The organism is Pseudomonas aeruginosa (genome assembly GCF_001457615.1).
Classification (GTDB): Bacteria; Pseudomonadota; Gammaproteobacteria; order Pseudomonadales; family Pseudomonadaceae; genus Pseudomonas; species Pseudomonas aeruginosa.
This window is the reverse complement of the sequence record NZ_LN831024.1, coordinates 2030568-2049756: the sequence shown is the minus strand read 5'-3', so window position 1 is coordinate 2049756 and position 19189 is coordinate 2030568. Positions and strand designations below refer to the sequence as shown.

The window sequence follows — 19189 nt, the reverse complement described above, 5'->3', positions numbered from 1 at the left end:
GTGGCAACGTCGAATCCCTGGCAGTGCGGGCACGGGCAAAGCAGCCGCAGGCGATTAACGTCAATCTAATGACTAAATATGCTAATTGCTAAATTTTTAAGCGGAAACTGTCAATTTTTAGGCGCGCACATGGCGCCATGGTGTCCTTTTGCCTGCTCTTGCCTCCCGCGTGACCGCCGCGACGTCATCGGAAAACTCACCGGACGGGGAAGGAAGTACGGGCTGCCGGGGGTTTATGCGATCGACAGGATCCCGGCCAAGGCATATGAAGCGGAGAAGTCATAGATCCATATGAACCCATGAATAGATTTTCTAATAACTAAATATTTATTAAATCTGTGAGTCAGGTTGTCCTTTCCAGGCCAACGCCGGGCGCCGGACATTTGTCGCCGCGCAGCGCCTCAGCCACCGCAAGCACCGCAGGTTTTCGCCGCGCCAGAATGAAAGAGCCCCGCACTCAGGCGGGGCTCTTGCTTGCCGTCAGGCCGCTCGCATCAGGGGATGCAGACACCGTGCTGGCTGCTCTGCGCCAGGTCCATCAGCTCGCGGTTGGCCACGGCGTACATGGCGTAGTCGGTACCCGACGCGGCACGCAGTTCGACCAGCATCGCCCGCCAGCGCTCGACCAGCGGCAGGTGCTGTTCCAGCCACAGGCCGACGCGAGCCTCGACCTCCTTCGGTCCGTCCTGCATCTGCAACACCGAGACGGTGATCGCCCGCTGCTGCCAGTCGAGGTCGTCGCGGAACGCCTCGCGGGCCAGCGCCTGCCAGTTGTTCTCCACCGGCAGGTTGGTGATCTGTTGCAGGTACCAGGTAAGGTCCAGCGCGCTGCCCACGGCGAAATAGGCCTTGGCCACTTCCGCGGTGTCCTGGCCGGTCACGTCGGACGCCTCGATGATCGGCAGCAGCGTATACAGGTGGCTGGTGCCGGCCACCATGCGTGCCAGCAGTTCCGGTACGCCGGCGTCGACGTAGGTCTGGTAGCGCGCCTGCCACAGCTCGCGGGTCGGCCCTTCGAGCAGCTCGTTGAGCTTCAGGCCGAGGGCGGCGATGCGCGGGCCGAAGTGGGCCACGTCGCGCGCCGCGTCCAGCTCGTTGCGGCGGCTGCGGAGGAACCAGCGGGTGGCGCGGCGGCCGAGGCGCATCAGTTCGTCCATCAGGGTCAGCTGGATATCAGCGGGCACCTGGTAGTCGAGGTTCTCGATCTGGCGGAACCAGTGCGGCAGGTGGAACACGTCGCGGACGATCACGTAGGCCCCGGCGACGTTGGCCGCGCTCATACCGGTGGACTCCTTCAGGCGCTGCACGAAGGTGATGCCCATGTGATTGACCAGGTCGTTGGCGATCTGCGTGCTGACGATCTCGCGCTTCAGGCGATGGCGGCGCATGGCGTCGCCGAACTTCTCCGCCAGCAATGCCGGGAAGGCGGTCTCCATGTCGCGGGTCAGGTAGTCGTCGTCCGGCACCAGCGATTTCAGCAGCGATTCCTTGAGGTCGATCTTGCTGTAGGAGATCAGCACCGACAGCTCGGCGCGGGTCAGCCCCTGGCCGGCACTGATGCGTTCCGCCAGCTCCTCGTCGGAAGGCAGGAACTCCAGGGCGCGATCGAGCTTGCCACGCGCCTCGAGGTCGCCCATCAGCCGCTTGTACTCGGCGATCCGCTCGCGGGCGCGACGTTGCGCCAGGGACAGCGCCTGGGTCTGCTTGTAGTTGTTGCCCAGCACCAGGGCGCCGACCGCGTCGGTCATCTTCACCAGCAGCGCGTTGCGCTGCTTCTCGGTCATGTCGCCGGCCTGCACCACTTCGTTGAGCAGGATCTTGATGTTGACCTCATGGTCGGAGCAGTCCACGCCACCGGCGTTGTCGATGAAGTCGGTGTTGTTGGCACCGCCGTGCAGGCCGAACTCGACCCGCGCCAGTTGGGTCATGCCCAGGTTGCCGCCCTCGCCCACCACCTTCGCGCGCAGCTCGCGGCCGTCGACGCGCAGACCGTCGTTGGCCTTGTCGCCGACATCGGCGTGGGTTTCCTTGCTCGACTTCACGTAGGTGCCGATCCCGCCGTTCCAGAGCAGGTCGACCGGCGCCTTGAGCAGCGCATGGATCAGCTCGGTGGGCGCCAGCCTGTCGGCCTGGATGTCGAAGCGCGCCTTCATTTCCGGGGTGATGGCGATGCTCTTGGCGCTGCGCAGGAAGATCCCGCCGCCGGCGGAGATCAGCTTGGCGTCGTAGTCGGCCCAGCTCGAACGCGGCAGGTTGAACAGGCGCTGGCGCTCGACGAAGCTGCTGGCGGCGTCCGGGTTCGGGTCGATGAAGATATGCATGTGGTTGAAGGCGGCCACCAGTTGCAGCTTGTCCGACATCAGCAGGCCGTTGCCGAACACGTCGCCGGCCATGTCGCCGATGCCGATGACGCTGATGTTGTCCTTCTGCACGTCGATGCCGCGCTCGCGGAAGTGCCGTTGCACGCTGACCCAGGCGCCCTTGGCGGTAATCCCCATGCCCTTGTGGTCGTAGCCGGCGGAGCCGCCCGAGGCGAAGGCGTCGCCGAGCCAGAAGCCGTACTCGGCGGCGATGCCGTTGGCGATGTCGGAGAAGGTCGCCGTGCCCTTGTCCGCGGCGACCACCAGGTAAGGATCGTCCTCGTCGTGGCGGACCACGTTGGCCGGCGGCACCACTTCGCCTTCCTTGAGGTTGTCGGTGATATCGAGCAGGCCGGAAATGAAGATCCGGTAGCAGGCGATCGCCTCGGCCTGGATCTCGTCGCGGCTACCGCCAAGCGGCAGGCGGCGCGGGACGAAGCCGCCCTTGGCGCCGACCGGCACGATCACCGCGTTCTTCACCTGCTGGGCCTTGACCAGGCCGAGCACCTCGGTGCGGAAGTCTTCCTCGCGGTCCGACCAGCGCAAGCCGCCGCGAGCCACCTTGCCGCCGCGCAGGTGCACGCCCTCGACGCGCGGCGAGTAGACGAAGATCTCGTACTTGGGCACCGGCCTGGGCAGCTCCGGAATGGCCTTCGGGTTGAACTTGAAGCTGAAGTAGCTCTTGTTCTGGCCGTTGCCGTCGGGCTGGTAGAAGTTGGTCCGCAGGGTCGCCTTGATCAGGTCGAGGTAGCGCCGCAGGATGCGGTCCTCGTTGAGCACCTGGACTTCGTCGAGGGCGCCGAGGATCGCCTGCTCCAGCTTCTGTTGCTTGTCTTCCAGGTCTTCCGCGGTGAGTTTGCGCGCCAGGTAGAAGCGGGTCTTGAACAGCCGCACCAGCTCGCGGGCGATGTCGGTGTGAGCATTCAGCGCGCTGGCGATGTAGCCGAGGTCGAAGCCCAGGCGGATCTGCTTCAGGTAACGCGCGTAGGCACGCAGCAGGGCGACGTCGCGCCACGGCAGGTTGGCGGTCAGCACCAGGCGGTTGAAGGCGTCGTTCTCGGCGTCGCCGCTGACGATGTGGACGAAGGCGTCCTGGAGGATCTCGTTGAGCTGCTGGATGTCCACGTCCAGCCCTTCGGCGTAGGTGAAGGCGAAGTCGTGGATCCAGTATTCACGGCCGTTCTGGTGGCGCAGGCGGTAGGGGAATTCGCCGAGCACGCGCAGGCCGAGGTTCTCCAGGATCGGCAGGACGTCGGACAGGGCCAGCGGGGTGTCGGCGTGGTACAGCTTGCAGTGCAGTTGCTGCTCGCCCTGCGCCAGCGGCTGGTAGAAGCTCATCACCAGCGGGCGCTGCTCGGAGAGGCTGAGCAGGTGCTGCAGGTCGACCACCGCGAAGTGCGGGGCGAAGCGCTCGCGGTAGCCGGCCGGGAAGCCTTTCGGGAAGTCGGCCAGGACGTTGGTGCCCTTGGCCTCACCGAGGTTTTCCACCACCAGGCTGCTGTAGTCGTCCTGCCAGGAACGGCAGGCCTGGATCACTTCTTCCTCCAGGCGCGCCGGGTCGATGTCGATGCGCGACTTCGGGTCGACGCGGAGGATGAACTGCACGCGGGCCAGCACCGACTCGGAGAAGAAGGTCCAGAACTCGCAGTCGCTGGCCTGCAGGCGCTCCATCAGGACCTGCTGGATCTTCAGGCGCGTCTCGGTGGAATACACGTCGCGCGGCACGTAGGCCAGGCAGTAGCAGAAGCGACCGTAGGGGTCCTTGCGCAGGAACACGCGGATCTTGTTGCGCTCCTGGATGCGGACGATCGCCAGGGCGGTGCTGAACAGCTCGTCCACCGGGGTCTGGAACAGGTCGTCGCGCGGCAGTACTTCCAGCACCTGGGCCAGTTCCTTGCCGAGGTGGGCCTTGGTGTCGAAACCGGAGCGCCGCATCACTTCGGCGACCTTGCCGCGGATGAAGGGGATGTCGTTGACGCTCTCGTTGTACACCGAGGAGGTGAACAGGCCCATGAAGCGGCACTCGCGGATCACCCGGCCCTTGCCGTCCAGCTCGCGGATCGACACGTAGTCCGGGTAGGCCGGGCGGTGCACACGGCTCGGATGGGCAGCCTTGGCGAAGGACAGCAGGACCGGTTCGCGCAGGTAGGCGACGGCATAGTCCTCGATGTGCAGGTCATCCTTGCTCAGGCCGGCACGCAGCAGACGGGTCAGGCCGAGGAAGGATTTCTCGTCGTAGACCATGCGCCCGCCGTCGGCCTCGTCGGCGACGCTGAATTCCTCGTAGCCGAGGAAGGTGAAGTGGTTGTCCAGCAGCCATTCGAGATAGCTGCGTACTTCCTTCAGTTCCTCCGCCGGCACCTTCAGCTTGGCCTTGCCAAGCCAGGTCAGCAGTTCGCGGGCCTTGGCCTTCATCGGTTCGAAGTCGGCGACGGTCACGCGTACTTCACCGAGCACTTCCAGGATGGCCTTCTCCAGCGCCCGCAGTTCGCCGGCGTGGGCGCAACGGTCGATCTCCAGGTACATCAGCGATTCCTGGCTGACGTCCTTGCCCTGGCTACCCTTGGGCAGGATTTCCTTCAGCTCGCCCTTGGCCGAGCGGCGCACGCTGAGGACGTTGGTCTGCAGGGTATGGATGCTGTAGCCGCGACGGTTCAGTTCCATGCGCACCGAGTCGACCAGGAACGGCAGGTCCGGGTGCAGCACTTCTACCGCGGTGTGGGTGGATTGCCAGCCGTGCTTCTCGTAGTCGGGGTTGTATACGCGGACTTCGGGCTGGTCGCGGTCGAAGCGCTCCAGCAGGCGCCAGGCGGAAAGGGTGCAACCGACCAGGTCGGAAAGCCGACGCTGGGTCAGTTCATCGAGGGAGATCAGGCTGAAGAACTGTTCGGCGAACAGCGTGACTTGTGGTAACGCCTTGTCGCCGAGGTGCTGCGCCAGTGCCGTCTGCAGTTGATGCTGGAAATCGGCTTTGCTGGCCGCGGTGAAGAACGCCATGGTTGTACTCCGCTTGGCTTGTTATTTCATGGAGGCGAGCGGTTCGCGGGAAAGGTCGCGAGCAACGCACCTTCGGACCGACCCTCGCTGCGTCCATGAAGTTCAGCAGAAGCTGAGCATTAATCCAGGCAGGCAGGCGCACAGCAAAGGCTGACCGGGAACCGCCCTTTTCGGCGAGCGACCCGCCGGTCATATCCGACAGAGCTTAACGAGCCGGCAAGGCAAAACACTTACCGTGCTGCGACATATTCGTTCACCCCGGGAGCATCGGCTCACTGCACCGGCAGGAAATGCATGAACAGCAGTCCCTGGGCGTAGTTCACGCTGATCCGCCGGTAGCGTTCGCCGAGCACCTCGGCGAGCAGGTCCAGGCGCGCGACGATCTTGGCGAACTCGCGGGCGTAGCTGAGGTTGCTGGCGTCGTCGGTGAGGGCGTTGGAAAGCAGCAACGGGGCGCCCTTGTCGTCCTTGCGGGTAGCCAGCATCCAGGTGGCGACCTCGACGTTGCGCGCGGCGTTGTAGACGTACTGCGCGTCGATCCCCTGGTAGACGTAGAACTCGGTACGCCCGCCATGGGCGGTGATCAGCATGCTGGCCAGGGAATAGATGAAGGCGCCGACGCGGTCGCCCCTGAACGCCGGATCGAGGGAATAGGACAGCGCGGCGATGTCGCGGCGGCCGCCCAGGTCGCTGAGTTCGCGGTTCTGCTCGATGGCCCGGCGGATCGCCAGCTCGGCGTCGGCCTGGCTCGGCAGGCCGGTCTTCTTCCATTCGGCGGGATTGCGCTTGTACAGTTTCCAGAGCAACTGGTAGAGGCTTTGCAGGTTGTCGCGCATGGCCAGGGTGGCCATGCGATCGGCATCGGTCTGGAGGAATTCGCCGGCGCGCATCGAACCCTGGCTGGTGTCCTCGCCGGCGGCGTTGCGCGGCGCGTTCGAACATCCGCTGGCGAGCGCGCCGAGCAGCAACAGCAGCCCGCCGACCCAGCGCCGCCACCCACGCCGGGCGCGGCCCTCCCCCTTGCGCCGGGCAAGCCCCGGCAATGTCGCTCCTGACAAACGCTCTGTCCATTCGCTGTTCGCATCGCGGAAACCGACCCGCGTGCGCCGGCGAAGTTCCCCGGGCGCGTCGATCCGCCGCGCTTCGCGAGGCAGGTCACGGCGAGAGGCGGAGGCTTTTCACCGGCATACCCGCGCGGGTTCACGAATAGGCGCGGCACGAGCGTCGGAGAGTACGCTAGGCAGTCGCCGTGCGCTAACATGTGCGGGATCGGGGGGCCGTCATCCGCCGCAGAGCGGAACCTTCTCCCCGCCCGCCCGCGCCGGCCTCGCCGTGCGCCACCGAGCGACACCCCAGCAGGCCTTGGAACCGGTAGTCCAGACAATGAGCAACGAGCCAGAAAGCACGCAGCACAAGAGCGCCCTGCAGGGACTGAAGGGCTACCTGTCGAGCCAGATCCTCGGCCAGGAAAAACTCGTCGACCGCCTGCTGATCGCGCTGCTAGCCGACGGCCACCTGCTGGTGGAAGGCGCGCCGGGACTGGCCAAGACCAAGGCCATCAAGGACCTCGCCGAAGGCCTCGAAGCCGAGTTCCACCGTATCCAGTTCACTCCCGACCTGCTCCCCGCCGACATCACCGGCACCGAAATCTACCGTCCGGAGACCGGCACCTTCGTGTTCCAGCAAGGCCCGATCTTCCATCACCTGGTGCTGGCCGACGAGATCAACCGCGCCCCGGCCAAGGTGCAATCGGCGCTGCTCGAAGCCATGGCCGAGCGCCAGGTTTCGGTCGGCCGCAGCACCTACGACCTGCCACAGCTGTTCCTGGTGATGGCGACACAGAACCCGATCGAGCAGGAAGGTACCTACCCGTTGCCGGAAGCCCAGCTCGACCGCTTCCTCATGCACGTCAAGATCGGCTACCCGGAGGCCTCGGTGGAACGCCGCATCCTCCAGCAGGCGCGTGGCGAGGCACTGAACGGCGAGGCCCGGCCGGAGCGCCGGGTGACCCAGGAAACCATCTTCGCCGCGCGCCAGGAAATCCTCGGCCTGTACATGGCCGACGCGGTGGAGGAATACCTGGTGCAACTGATCATGGCCACCCGCACCCCGGCCAAGCACGACGCGGAACTCGCCGAATGGATCTCCTACGGCGCCAGCCCGCGCGGCTCCATCGCCCTCGACCGCTGCGCGCGCGCCCACGCCTGGCTGGCCGGACGCGACTTCGTCAGCCCCGAGGACATCCAGGCGGTGCTGTTCGACGTGCTGCGCCATCGCCTGATCCTGACCTTCGAGGCGGAAGCCGCCGGCATCGACCAGGACCGGGTCGTGCAGCGCATCCTCGACGTGGTCGCCGTGGCCTGAGGCCGCCGCCATGCTGAGCGCCGCCCCGGGCGTCGAACTGGGCCTCGACGAGCTTCTGGAAATGCGCCACCGGCTCCACGAAGCGCGCCTGTTCTCCTCGCAGAACCGCCGCAGCCCACTGGTCGGCCTGCATCACTCGCGCCTGCGCGGACGCGGCGTGGACTTCGACCAGGTGCGCATCTACCAGCCCGGCGACGACGTACGGACCATCGACTGGCGCGTCACCGCGCGCACCCGCGAGCCGCACACCAAGCTGTTCCACGAGGAACGCGAGCGACCGGTGTTCGTCCTGGTCGAACAGAGCCAGCGCCTGTTCTTCGGCTCCGGCCTGTGCTTCAAGGCAGTGCTGGCGGCACGCGCGGCGGCCTTCATCGGCTGGTCGGCGCTGGCCCACAATGACCGTATCGGCGGCCTGGTATTCAGCGACCGCGACTGCCACGAAATCAAGCCGCGACGCAGCAAGCACAGCCTGCTGCAACTGTTCAACCAGCTATTGCGGGCCAATCGCGAGCTGCGCGAGACGCCGGCCGAGCGGCCTGGCGAACTGTTCGGCCTGGCCCTGCGCCGCGCCCGCGAAGTGCTGCGCCCGGGCAGCCTGATCCTGGTACTGTGCGACGAGCGCACACTCAATGACGTCGCCGAGCAGCAACTCAGCCTGATCGCACGCCATACCGACCTGGTGCTGCTGCCGCTGTCCGACCCGCTCGACCATGCCCTTCCCGCCGCCGGACTGCTGCGCTTCCGCGAAGGCGCCGCCGACCTCGAACTGGACACCCACGCCGACGAGCTGCGCCAGGCCTATCGCGAACAGGCCGAGGCGCGCCGCGCGCGCTGGCAGCGGCTGGCCCAGCGACTGGGCGTGCCGCTGCTGCCGCTGTCGACCCAGGAAGACCTGGTGGAGCAGTTGCGGGACCTGCTGGAACAACACCAGCCGGGGTATCGCGCATGAATCCGCTCGACCGGCTGGAACCGCTGATCGCTCCCCTGCCCGTCGGCTGGTGGCCGCCAGCGCCCGGCTGGTGGCTGCTGGCCGCCCTGCTGCCGTTGCTCGGCTGGGGGCTCTGGCGACTGCGCCGGCACCTGCCGCGGCGCACCATCGCCACCCGCGGCGAAGCGCCGCTGGATCCGCTGCGCGAAGCGGCCCTGGCCGAACTGGCGGCGCTTGCCAAGCCCTACGGCAGGGCTTCCGCCGGGCCCTGGCTGCAAGCCATCAACGGCCTGCTCAAGCGGGTCTGCAGGGCGCGCTGGCCAGATAGCGGCAGCCACGCCCTCAGCGGCCGCGCCTGGCTGGCGTTCCTCGACAACCGTTGCCCGGCCGCCGGCCTGACCCGCTGGATGATCCTGGTGGAAGGCGGCTACCGCGCCGACTGCACCCTCGACGACAAGGCCGTGGACGGCCTCGACGCCGCCGTCGCCACCTGGATTCGCAAGCATGTTTGAGTTCGCCTGGCCCTGGGTCTTCGCCTTCGCCCCGTTGCCCTGGCTGCTGCGCCTGGTGCTGCCGGCCGCCGACAGCGGCGAGGCGGCGCTCAAGGTGAGCTTCCTCGACGAACTCGAAAGCCTCGCCGGACGCCGTGCCCGCGCACGCCTGCCGGCCTGGCGGCAGCAGGTGCGCTTCGCCCTGCTCTGGTTCCTCCTGCTGCTCGCCGCGGCCCGCCCGCAGTGGGTCGGCGACCCCCTGCCGCTACCCGCCAGCGGCCGCGACCTGCTGCTCGCGGTGGATGTCTCCGGCTCCATGGACTACCGCGACATGCGCTGGCAGGAAGACGAGATCAGCCGCCTGGAACTGATCAAGAAACTCTTCGGCGACTTCATCGAAGACCGTCGTGGCGACCGCGTCGGCCTGATCCTGTTCGGCAGCCAGGCCTACCTGCAGGCGCCGCTGACCTTCGACCGGCACACCGTGCGGGTCTGGCTGGACGAGGCACAGATCGGCATCGCCGGCAAGAACACCGCGATCGGCGACGCCATCGGCCTGGCGGTCAAGCGCCTGCGCCAGCGGCCTGCGGAAAGCCGGGTGCTGGTGCTGATCACCGACGGCGCCAACACCGGCGGACAGATAGCCCCGCAGATCGCCGCGCAACTGGCCGCCGAGCAACAGGTGAAGATCTACACCATCGGCATCGGCGCCGACCCGCAGCAAGGCGGCGTGCCCGGCCTGTTCGGCTTCAACCCGGGGCTCGATCTCGACGAGCCGACCCTGCGCGGTATCGCCGAGAGCACTGGCGGCGAATACTTCCGCGCGCGATCCAGCGCCGAGCTGGAAAGCATTTCCGCGACCCTCGACCGCCTCGAACCGGTCGCCCAGCAGACTACCCGGGCGCGCCCGGCCCTGGCGCTGTACAGTTGGCCGCTGGCCGCCGCCCTCGGCCTGAGTGTGCTGCTGGTGGCGCTGGAACTCTGGCCACGGGAAAACCGGACCTGGCCGCGCCGCCGTTCCGGGAGGCAACCATGAACCTGTTGCTGGACGCCTGGCCGCACTGGCTGCGCCCCTACTGGCTGCTGCTGGCGCCGCTGCTTGGCTGGTTGCTGTGGAAGCTGCTGCATCGCCAGCGTCGTGCCGGACGCTGGCAGTTGCTGTTGCCGACGGCCTTCCAGCCCTGGCTGCTGGTCGGCGGCGCCGGGCGGCAGAACCGCATGCCCTGGATCTGCCTCGGCATCGCCTGGCTGCTGGCCCTGCTGGCCTTGCTCGGGCCCAGTTGGCAGCAACTGGAACAGCCCTCGATGAAGCGTAGCGACCCGCTGGTGGCGATCCTCCAGCTGACTCCCGGGATGCTTGCCGGCGACCTGTCGCCGACCCGCCTGGAGCAGGCCCGGCGCAAGCTGCTCGACCTGCTTCGCACGCGCAACGACGCGCAGACCGCAATCGTCGTCTACGCCGGCAGCGCGCATACCCTGGTGCCGCTGTCGGACGACCAGCTCACCGCGCGCAACCTGCTCGACGCCCTGAAACCTTCGATCATGCCCGAGCCCGGCCAGCGCGCCGACCTCGCCGTGCGCCAGGCCCTCGACCTGCTGGAACAGGGCGCCCAGGGCCGCGGCCGCCTGCTGCTGCTGACCAGCGAGCTGAGCGAACCCGAGCGCCAGGGCATCCGCAGCGCCCTCGAGCACCGGGCGGCGCGCCTCGCCGTGCTCGGCGTCGGCACGCCGAAGGGCGCTCCGGTGCAGCAGGAGGATGGCAGCTTCCTCAAGGACGACCAGGGCGGCATCCTCCTGCCCAGGCTCGACGAAAGCGGGCTGCGCCGCTTCGCCGCGGAGATCGGCGCCGGCTACCAGCGCCTGCGGCCGAACGACCGCGACCTCGACAGCCTCGGCCTGCTGGCCCGCGGCGGCACGCTGGAGGAAGATCGCGAGAACGCCCTGCTGCGCCTGCAGCGCTGGGCCGACCAGGGTTACTGGCTGCTCCTGCCGCTGCTCCTGCTGGCCGCCTGTGCCGGACGGCGCGGCTGGCTGTTCTGCCTGCCGCTGTTGATGCTGAGCCTGCCGCAACCGGCCATGGCCTTCCAGTTCGAAGACCTCTGGCTGCGTCCGGACCAGCAAGGCCAGCGCCTGTTGCAACGGGGCCAGGCGGACGAGGCGGCGAAGCGCTTCGAGGACTTCCGCTGGAAAGGCCTGTCGCTCTACCAGGCCCGCGACTACGCCGCCGCGGCCCAGGCCTTCGCCCAGGGCGACCAGGCCGACGATCACTACAACCGTGGCAACGCCCTGGCCCGCCAGGGCGAACTGGAAGCCGCCGTCGACGCCTACGAACAAGCCCTGGAGCGCCAGCCGCAACTGGTCGCCGCGCAACGCAACAAGGCCCTGGTCGAGGAACTGCTGCGCCAACGCCAGGAACAGGCGGCGCAGCAGCAGGCCGGCGAGAACAAGGAACAGCGCCAGGAAGCGAGCCAGCAGAGCCCGCCATCCGGAAGCAGCCAGCGGCCGCCGCGCGACGCGGCGACCGTCGATGCGCAGAAGGCCCAGGCCGCGGCGCCCTCGACCAGCCTGCCGGAAGACGAAGGCGAGAAGACCGCCGGAGCACCCGGCCAAGCGCAGCCGCAGCCCAACGCCGAGGACGAGCGGACGGGCGACGAGGAAGCCGACGACGGACTCGACGACGAACGTCGCCAGGCCCTCGAGCAATGGCTGCGACAGATTCCCGACGATCCCGCCGAATTGCTGCGGCGCAAGTTCTGGTACCAACAGCAGCAACGCCAGGAAGCCACGCCATGATCCGCCTGTTCTGCAGCCTGCTTCTCGCGCTCCTCTGCGTTTCCGCCCATGCCAGCTTCAGCGCCAGCGTCGACCGCGCCCGCCTGACCGAAGGGGAAAGCGTCGAACTGACGCTGGAATCGGACGACCCGACCCTCTTCGGCAAACCCGACCTGAGCCCGCTGGACGCCCTCTTCGAGGTCCTCGGCACGCGCCAGGTCAACCGTCTCGCCACGCAGAACGGCCGGGCCCAGGCCACCACCCGCTGGATCGTCACCCTCCTGCCGAAGCAGAGCGGCTACGTGGCGATCCCGCCGATCAGCCTCGGCGCCAGCAGCACCCAGCCGATCAGGCTGCACGTACTGGAGGCGCGCGACCGCGCCAAGAGCAGCAAGCTGGCGCCGGTCTTCATCGATGCCAGCGTCGACCAGGAGACAGTCTACGTGCAGGCCCAGGCGATCCTCACCCTGCGCATCTACCACTCGGTGTCGCTATACGACGACAGCAGCCTGACCCCGCTGGCGATGAACGACGCGAAGGTCGAACAGCTCGGCGAGGCGCGCACCTACGAGAAGGAGATCAACGGCATCCGCCACGGCGTGATCGAGGTGCGCTACGCGATCTTCCCGCAGAAGAGCGGCACCCTGGAGATTCCTGCGCAAGCCTTCAGTGCGACCCTGGTCGACCGTGGCAGCGACGACTACAACCCCTTCGGCCCGCGCCCCGGCCGGCAGATGCGGGTGACTTCGCCGAGCATCCCGCTGCAGGTCCGGCCCAAGCCCGCCGACTATCCGGCCGACGCGCCCTGGATGCCGGCCCGCGCGCTGAGCATCAGCGAAAGCTGGAGCCCGCAGCCGGAGCAGGCACAGGTCGGCGAATCGCTGACGCGCAACGTGCTGCTGAAGGTCGAGGGGCTTTCCGGCACCCAGCTTCCGCCGTTGCCGCTGCCCGACGTGCAAGGCCTGCGGCGCTACCCGGACCAACCGCAGCTGGCCGACCAGAGCACCGACCAGGGCCTCATCGGCAGTCGCGAGGAGCGCGAGGCGCTGGTGCCCGAGCAGGCCGGGCGCATCGAGTTGCCGGCGCTCGAAGTGGTCTGGTGGAACACCCGCGAAGACCGCCTGGAGCGCACCAGCCTGCCACCGCGCACCCTGGAAGTGGCCGCCGCGCCGCAGGCCGAGGCGGAGCCGCCGGCGGCGGCGCTGCCGCTCGGCGAACACCTGGAGCCGACGCTCTGGCCCTGGCAACTGGCTACCGCCGTGCTGGCCCTGACCACCCTGCTCGGCTTCGGCCTCTGGTGGCGCGCCCGCCAGCTGCCGGCGGTGATCCGCGCCGCGGCCAACGGCCCGAGCAGCCGCAGCCTGCTCGACGAGCTGCGCCGCGCCTGCCTGGCCAACGATCCCCAGGCGACCCGCCAGGCCCTGGACGCCTGGGCCCGTCAGCAACCCGATACCCTGGCCGACATGGCGGCCCGCTTCGTACCGCTGTCCGACGCCCTGGATGGCCTCAACGGCGCGCTGTACAGCGAGAGCGGCCATTCCTGGCAGGGCGAGGACCTGTGGCGGGCGATCCGCGCCCTGCCCACCACGGAACAAGCGCCGGCGGGAGCGGTCGACAATGGCGGCCTGCCACCGCTCTATCCGCGCTGAACGGCGCTATGGTTAGGACTGGCACGACATTCCGATTCCGCAAGAGGGCCCGCATGCGCTTCCGTACCCTGTACCTCGTCCTGTGCGGCCTGCTCCTGGGCCACGCCGCGACGGCCGCCGAACCGCCGACCGCGCCCACGCCGCCCACGCCGCCGACGCAGCCGGCCGAAGGGCCGGGCGGCGCGGCCTATCGCCATGCCAGCGTGCATCAGTGGCACTTCGGCGAAGGCGCTCGCGAATACTGGGTGTTCACCCCCGAGCAACCGGTCCCCGGCAACGCTCCGCTGGTGATCTTCCTGCACGGCTGGAGCGTGATGCAGCCGGACCTCTACCGCGCCTGGATCGACCATATCGTCCGCCGCGGCATGGTGGTGGTCTACCCGCGCTACCAGCCGGACCTGAAGACGCCCAACGCAGACTTCCTCGACAATGCCGCCGGCGCCCTCGGCGACGCCCTCAGGCGCCTGCAGGCCGGCGAGCTGGGGGTGCGCCCGCGGCTGAACCAGGTCGCCTACCTCGGCCACTCCGCCGGCGGACTGCTCGCCGCCAACCTGGCGGCCGCCAGCGAACGCCTGAAGCTGCCGGCGGCGAAGGCGCTGATGGTGGTCGAGCCCGGCAAGAGCCAGGGCAAGCGCTGGGACGGCGTGGCCCAGGAACGCCTGTCGGGGCTGGCCAAGGGCACCCTGCTGCTGGCGGTCTGCGGCGACGAGGACAGCCACGTGGCCTGCACCGACGCCAAGCGCATCTACCGCCAGAGCCGGCACATTCCGCCCAGCGACAAGAACCTGCTGTTGCTGCGCAGCGATCGCCACGGCGCTCCGCCGCTGTTGGCCAACCACGCGGCGCCCACCGCGCCGGTATTCGGCCCGCAGTATCCGAAGGAAGAAGACAGCGACTGGTTGCTCGACCGCGTCGAGAAGCGCCTCGAAGTGCAGCAGGCCGAAGGCCGCTATACCGGCCACGACCCGCTGGTGATCGACGCCCTCGACTGGTACGGCACCTGGAAGCTGTTCGATGGCCTCACCGACGCGGCGTTCTACAACCGCAACCGCCAGTACGCCCTGGGCGCTACGCCGGAGCAGACCGGCATGGGCCAGTGGAGCGACGGCACCCCGGTGAAGCCGATCAAGGTGCTCAAGTAGGCGCGGGCAACGCCCGCGGCGAACCAGGCACAGCGTCCCATCCGTCATGCGAACAGATACCATGCATATCCACGTACTCGTCGTCGAAGACAACTTCGATCTCGCCGGCACCGTCATCGACTACCTCGAGGCCGCCGGGGTGGTCTGCGATCACGCCCGCGACGGCCAGGCCGGCCTCAACCTGGCGCGCGCCAACCGCTACGACGTGATCCTGCTGGACATCATGCTGCCGCGCATCAACGGCCGGCAGGTCTGTCGCCAGCTACGCGAAGCCGGCCTGCAGACCCCGGTACTCATGCTCACCGCCCTGGATACCCTGCAGGACAAGCTCGACGGCTTCGACGCCGGCGCCGACGACTACCTGCTCAAGCCCTTCGAACTGCCGGAGCTGCTGGTCCGCCTGCAAGCCCTCAGCCGGCGCCGCAGCGGCCAGGCCCAGCGCCTGCAGGTCGACGACCTGGTGATGGACCTCGACAGCCGCCAGGCCAGCCGCGGCGGCACGCCCCTGGCGCTGTCCCCCACCGCCTGGAAGATCCTTGAGTGCCTGATGCGCGCCAGCCCCGCGCTGGTCACCCGCGAGCAGCTGGGGCGCAGCGTCTGGGGCGACGAACCGCCGGAAAGCAACACCCTCAACGTGCACATGCACCACCTGCGCAGCACCGTCGACAAGGGGTTCGCCACCCCTCTGATCCATACCCTGCACAGCGTCGGCTTCCAGCTGGAGCGCAAATGAAACGCGGCCTGAGCCTGATCCCCATCGTCGGCGGCGGCGTCACCCTGATCCTCGCCGGGGTGTTGCTGGTCTACACGCGCATGCTCGGCGACTACGGCGAGACCGGCGCCCTCTACCTGCTCAGCATGATGATGGAAGAGGAAGGGCTGTACTTCGCCCAGCGCTACCAGGAAGACCCGGCTACGCCGGCGCCGGACAGCTACTACTTCAAGGGCAGCGTCGGCACCGCGGGGCTGCCGCCGAAACTCAGGGAGATGCTCGACACCCCGCCCTACAAGAGCATCGGCGCCATGCAACTGCTCGGCAACTGGGACGACGATGACGAAGAGGAGGATGACGACGCGCCCAGCGACGATGCCTACGTGGTGGTCCGCCAGCCACTGGCCGACGGCAAGACGCTCTACCTCTACGACAACGACGCCGCCGGCAGCATCGACACGCCGCTGTCCGACGCCATCATCGACGCCCGCGTCAGGCAGACCTGGATCGTCACCCTATCGGTCACCCTGCCTTCGCTGGCCGCCGTCGGCCTGCTGGTCTGGTTCATCGTCGCGCCGTTGCGCAAGCTGACGCGCTGGTCGATGACCCTCGACGACCTCGCCCCGGACAGCCAGCGGCCGCGCTTCAACTACCGCGAACTCAACGTGCTGGCGGATACCCTGTGGAACAGCGTGACCCGGATCAAGGACTTCAGCCAGCGCGAGGAGCGCTTCCTGCGCTACGCCAGCCATGAGCTGCGCACCCCGCTGGCGGTGATCGGCATGAACCTGGAGCTGCTCGACCAACCCGGCCGCGCGCCCTCCCCGCATGCCTTGCAACGCATCCGCCGCTCGGCGCTGGGCATGCAGCAGATGACCGAAACCCTGCTCTGGCTCAGCCGCGAGAGCGGCGAACTGCGCGACGACGGACACATCGAGGTCGGTCGCCTGCTGGAGGAGCTGCTCGAGGAACAGCAGGCGCTGAGCCAGCGCCGCGGCCTGACCTTCCACCTCGACGTGGAGCCACACAGCCTGCCGCAGACCCGCGCACGGATCATCATCGGCAACCTGCTGCGCAACGCCCTGCAGTACAGCGACGAGGGCGTGGTGGAAATCGTCGTGCGCGACCGCAGCCTGCTGATCAGCAACCCCATCGGTGCGGCCCAGGGCACGGAGGAGTCGATGGCGTTCGGTTATGGCCTGGGCCTCGACCTGGTCCAGCGCCTGTGCCAGAAGAGCGGCTGGCGCCTGCATTACAGCAGCGACGAGCAGCGCTTCCGCTGCGAGCTGCTGTTCCCCGCCACACCGGACTGAAGCGCGGCGGCCTTCCTCCGCGCGAAAAAAACCGCGGCCGGGGCCGCGGTCTTGGCGAGGCTCGGTGCGACTCAGTGAGCGAACAGCGAGGCCTTCCTGGCCTGCAGCTTGGCCGGGTTGATCAGGAAACGCGCCAGGGCCGGCAGCAGCCAGAGGGCGCCGAACATGTTCCAGAGCAGCATGAAGGTCAGCATCAGGCCCATGTCGGCCTGGAACTTGATCGCCGAGAAGATCCAGGTGGCCACGCCGATCGCCAGGCACAGGCCGGTGAACAGCACCGCCTTGCCGGTGGAGCGGAGGGTCTCGTAGTAGGCCTCCTGCAACGGCAGGCCCATGCGCAGGAAAGACTCCAGGCGGGTGTAGATGTAGATCCCGTAGTCCACCCCGATGCCGACGCCGAGGGCGATCACCGGCAGGGTCGCGACCTTCACGCCGATGCCCAGCGCCGCCATCAGCGCGTTGCCCAGCACCGAGGTGAGGATCAGCGGCAGGACGATGCAGAGGGTCGCGGCGAAGGAACGGAAGGTGATCATGCACATGGCCGCCACGCAGATGTACACCAGAACCAGGATGATCAGTTCGGACTGCTTGATCACCTCGTTGGTGGCGGCCTCGATCCCGGCGTTGCCGGCGGCCAGCTGGAACTGCAGGTCGTCCTTGTCGTTCTCCGCGGCGAAGGCCTGCACCGCCGCCACCGCGCGGTCGAGGGTCTCGGCCTTGTGGTCGTTGAGGAAGACCAGCAGCGGCGCCAGCGAGCAGTCGGTGTTGTAGAGACCGTCGGCACGGGCGATGGAGTTGTTCAGCACGTCCTGGTTGCGCGACAGGGTCTCCCATTTCAGGTTGCCTTCGTTCATCCCCTTGATCACCTGCTTGGACACGGTGACCATCGAGATCGCCGACTGCACGCCCTCGGTGTTCTCCAGCTTCCAGGCCAGTTCGTCCATGGCCGCCAGGGCCTGGTGGGTGGAGCAGCCTTCCGGGGAGGTCTTGACCATCACCACCAGCACGTCCGAACTGGTCGAGTAGTTGCGGATGATGAAGTCGTTGTCGAGGTTGTAGCGCGAGTCGGGACGCAGTTCCGGCGCACCCTGGTCGAGGTCGCCGATCTTCAGGTGCTTGCCATACCAGAGGCCGCCGCCGAGCATCAGCAGGGCGATGGCGATGGACACCGGGGCCACCTTCGGGCTGGCGAAGTTCGACAGCAGGCGCCAGAACGGGTGCTCGCGCACCGCGTCATCCTTGCTGCGCTGCACCGCCTTCTTGCTGATGCCGATGTAGGAGATCGCCACGGGCAGCAGGATCAGGTTGGTGAAGACGATCACCGCCACGCCGATCGAGGCGCCGATGGCCAGCTCGCGGATCACCCCGATGTCGATCACCAGCAGGGTGATGAAGCCGACGGCGTCGGCGAGGATCGCGATCATCCCCGGCAGGAACAGTTGGCGGAAGGTCAGCCGCGCCGCCATCAGCGCATTGTCGGCGCCGCTGGACTGCAAGGCGATGCCATTGATCTTCTGCACGCCGTGGGAAATACCGATGGCGAAGATCAGGAACGGCACCAGCATCGAATAGGGATCGAGGCCGAAACCGACCAGGTTGAGCAGGCCGAGCTGCCAGAGCACCGCGACCAGGGTGGTGATCAGCACGGCGATGGTGCTGCGGATGCACTTGGTGAACCAGTACAGCAGGACCAGGGTGATCAGCAGGCAGATACCGAAGAAGCCGACCACCATCACCAGCCCGTCGATCAGGTCGCCGACCTTCTTCGCGAAGCCGACGATGTGCACCTTCACGTTGGGATTCTGCAACTGGTACTTGTCGCGGATCTTCTCTTCCAGCTCATGGGAGAACTGGCGGTAGTCGAGCTTGATCAGTTCGCTCTGGTTCTTCGGGTTCGGGTACATCTCCAGCAGCGGTACGTCGACGATGCTCGACTTGAAGTTGTTCGCCACCAGGCGGCCGATCTGCCCGGACTTGAGCACGTTGTTGCGCAGTTCCTCCAGCGCCCGCGGCGAACCGTCGTAGGTCTGCGGGATCACCTCGCCGCCGGCGAAGCCTTCCTCGGTCACTTCGGTCCAGCGCACGCTGGGGCTCCACAACGACTTCAGGCCGGAACGGTCGACGCCGGGGATGTAGAACACCTCGTCATGGATCTGCCGGAGCGTCTCCATGTACTCCTTGGTGAAGATGTCGCCGTTCACCGCCTCCACCGAGATGCGCACGGTGTTGCCGAGGTTGGCCAGGTCGTTGCGGTGCTCGAGCATTTTCTGGATGAACGGGTGCTCCAGCGGGATCATCTTCTCGAAGCTGGTGGACGGCCGCACCTGGGTGGCCTGGTAGAACAGGAAGACGCTGACCAGCAGGCAGAGGAAGATCACCACCGGCCGGTTGTTGAAGATCAGGCGTTCGAGCAGGCTCGCCTTGTTTTGCTGATGCTGGTTCATGGCACTCATGCGACCCC

General features: G+C 67.5%; 12 protein-coding genes. 9 read left to right on the top strand and 3 right to left on the bottom strand.

Annotated features, from left to right (window positions below; translation table 11 throughout):
* Positions 1-494: 494 nt before the first annotated feature.
* Together gdhB and AT700_RS09480 are read right to left on the bottom strand one after the other, a co-directional pair.
* On the bottom strand, positions 495-5357 hold the full coding sequence (gene gdhB, locus AT700_RS09485; protein ID WP_003103491.1) for an NAD-glutamate dehydrogenase GdhB: 4863 nt from the start codon (positions 5355-5357) through the stop codon (positions 495-497).
* Between the two features lie 272 nt (positions 5358-5629).
* Entirely contained in the window at positions 5630-6400 is a 771-nt protein-coding gene (locus AT700_RS09480) for a hypothetical protein (protein WP_003116459.1), read from the bottom strand.
* Between the two features lie 340 nt (positions 6401-6740).
* On the opposite strand from AT700_RS09480, the gene AT700_RS09475 reads away from it, so the two are divergent.
* From AT700_RS09475 to cprS, 9 genes are all read left to right on the top strand, one after another.
* Entirely contained in the window at positions 6741-7721 is a 981-nt protein-coding gene (locus tag AT700_RS09475; protein ID WP_003103494.1) for an AAA family ATPase, read from the top strand.
* A gap of 10 nt (positions 7722-7731) precedes the next feature.
* Positions 7732-8670, top strand: coding sequence for a DUF58 domain-containing protein (locus AT700_RS09470; RefSeq protein ID WP_003116458.1), 939 nt, complete (start codon positions 7732-7734; stop codon positions 8668-8670).
* A complete protein-coding gene (locus AT700_RS09465) occupies positions 8667-9161 on the top strand; it encodes a DUF4381 domain-containing protein (protein ID WP_003113947.1) in 495 nt (164 codons plus the stop codon). The genes AT700_RS09470 and AT700_RS09465 overlap by 4 nt, the downstream gene beginning before the upstream one ends.
* Positions 9154-10176, top strand: coding sequence for a vWA domain-containing protein (locus AT700_RS09460; protein ID WP_003124398.1), 1023 nt, complete (start codon positions 9154-9156; stop codon positions 10174-10176). The genes AT700_RS09465 and AT700_RS09460 overlap by 8 nt, the downstream gene beginning before the upstream one ends.
* Positions 10173-11933, top strand: a complete 1761-nt coding sequence (locus AT700_RS09455; RefSeq protein ID WP_003119769.1) for a VWA domain-containing protein — start codon at positions 10173-10175, stop codon at positions 11931-11933. Before AT700_RS09460 ends, AT700_RS09455 begins: the two co-directional genes overlap by 4 nt.
* Positions 11930-13561: a BatD family protein gene (locus tag AT700_RS09450; protein WP_034072888.1), complete on the top strand. Its 1632-nt coding sequence runs from the start codon at positions 11930-11932 to the stop codon at positions 13559-13561. Before AT700_RS09455 ends, AT700_RS09450 begins: the two co-directional genes overlap by 4 nt.
* Positions 13562-13614: 53 nt before the next feature.
* Complete coding sequence (locus AT700_RS09445; RefSeq protein WP_003122449.1) at positions 13615-14703, top strand: chlorophyllase/cutinase-like alpha/beta fold protein; 1089 nt, start codon at positions 13615-13617, stop codon at positions 14701-14703.
* A gap of 61 nt (positions 14704-14764) precedes the next feature.
* Entirely contained in the window at positions 14765-15436 is a 672-nt protein-coding gene (gene cprR / locus AT700_RS09440) for a cationic peptide response regulator transcription factor CprR (RefSeq protein ID WP_003091311.1), read from the top strand.
* Positions 15433-16728, top strand: coding sequence for a cationic peptide sensor histidine kinase CprS (gene cprS / locus AT700_RS09435; RefSeq protein WP_003105000.1), 1296 nt, complete (start codon positions 15433-15435; stop codon positions 16726-16728). The genes cprR and cprS overlap by 4 nt, the downstream gene beginning before the upstream one ends.
* A 71-nt stretch (positions 16729-16799) precedes the next feature.
* Here cprS and AT700_RS09430 read toward each other — a convergent pair whose 3' ends face one another.
* Positions 16800-19181, bottom strand: coding sequence for an efflux RND transporter permease subunit (locus AT700_RS09430; protein WP_003110076.1), 2382 nt, complete (start codon positions 19179-19181; stop codon positions 16800-16802).
* Positions 19182-19189: the final 8 nt, after the last annotated feature.

Coding starts and splice junctions, on each gene's coding strand:
- AT700_RS09455 (WP_003119769.1), top strand. CDS start 10,173: ATGAACCTGTTGCTGGACGCCTGGCCGCACTGGCTGCGCCCCTACTGG.
- cprS (WP_003105000.1), top strand. CDS start 15,433: ATGAAACGCGGCCTGAGCCTGATCCCCATCGTCGGCGGCGGCGTCACC.
- AT700_RS09475 (WP_003103494.1), top strand. CDS start 6,741: ATGAGCAACGAGCCAGAAAGCACGCAGCACAAGAGCGCCCTGCAGGGA.
- AT700_RS09460 (WP_003124398.1), top strand. CDS start 9,154: ATGTTTGAGTTCGCCTGGCCCTGGGTCTTCGCCTTCGCCCCGTTGCCC.
- AT700_RS09450 (WP_034072888.1), top strand. CDS start 11,930: ATGATCCGCCTGTTCTGCAGCCTGCTTCTCGCGCTCCTCTGCGTTTCC.
- gdhB (WP_003103491.1), bottom strand. CDS start 5,357: ATGGCGTTCTTCACCGCGGCCAGCAAAGCCGATTTCCAGCATCAACTG.
- AT700_RS09430 (WP_003110076.1), bottom strand. CDS start 19,181: ATGAGTGCCATGAACCAGCATCAGCAAAACAAGGCGAGCCTGCTCGAA.
- AT700_RS09465 (WP_003113947.1), top strand. CDS start 8,667: ATGAATCCGCTCGACCGGCTGGAACCGCTGATCGCTCCCCTGCCCGTC.
- AT700_RS09445 (WP_003122449.1), top strand. CDS start 13,615: ATGCGCTTCCGTACCCTGTACCTCGTCCTGTGCGGCCTGCTCCTGGGC.
- cprR (WP_003091311.1), top strand. CDS start 14,765: ATGCATATCCACGTACTCGTCGTCGAAGACAACTTCGATCTCGCCGGC.
- AT700_RS09470 (WP_003116458.1), top strand. CDS start 7,732: ATGCTGAGCGCCGCCCCGGGCGTCGAACTGGGCCTCGACGAGCTTCTG.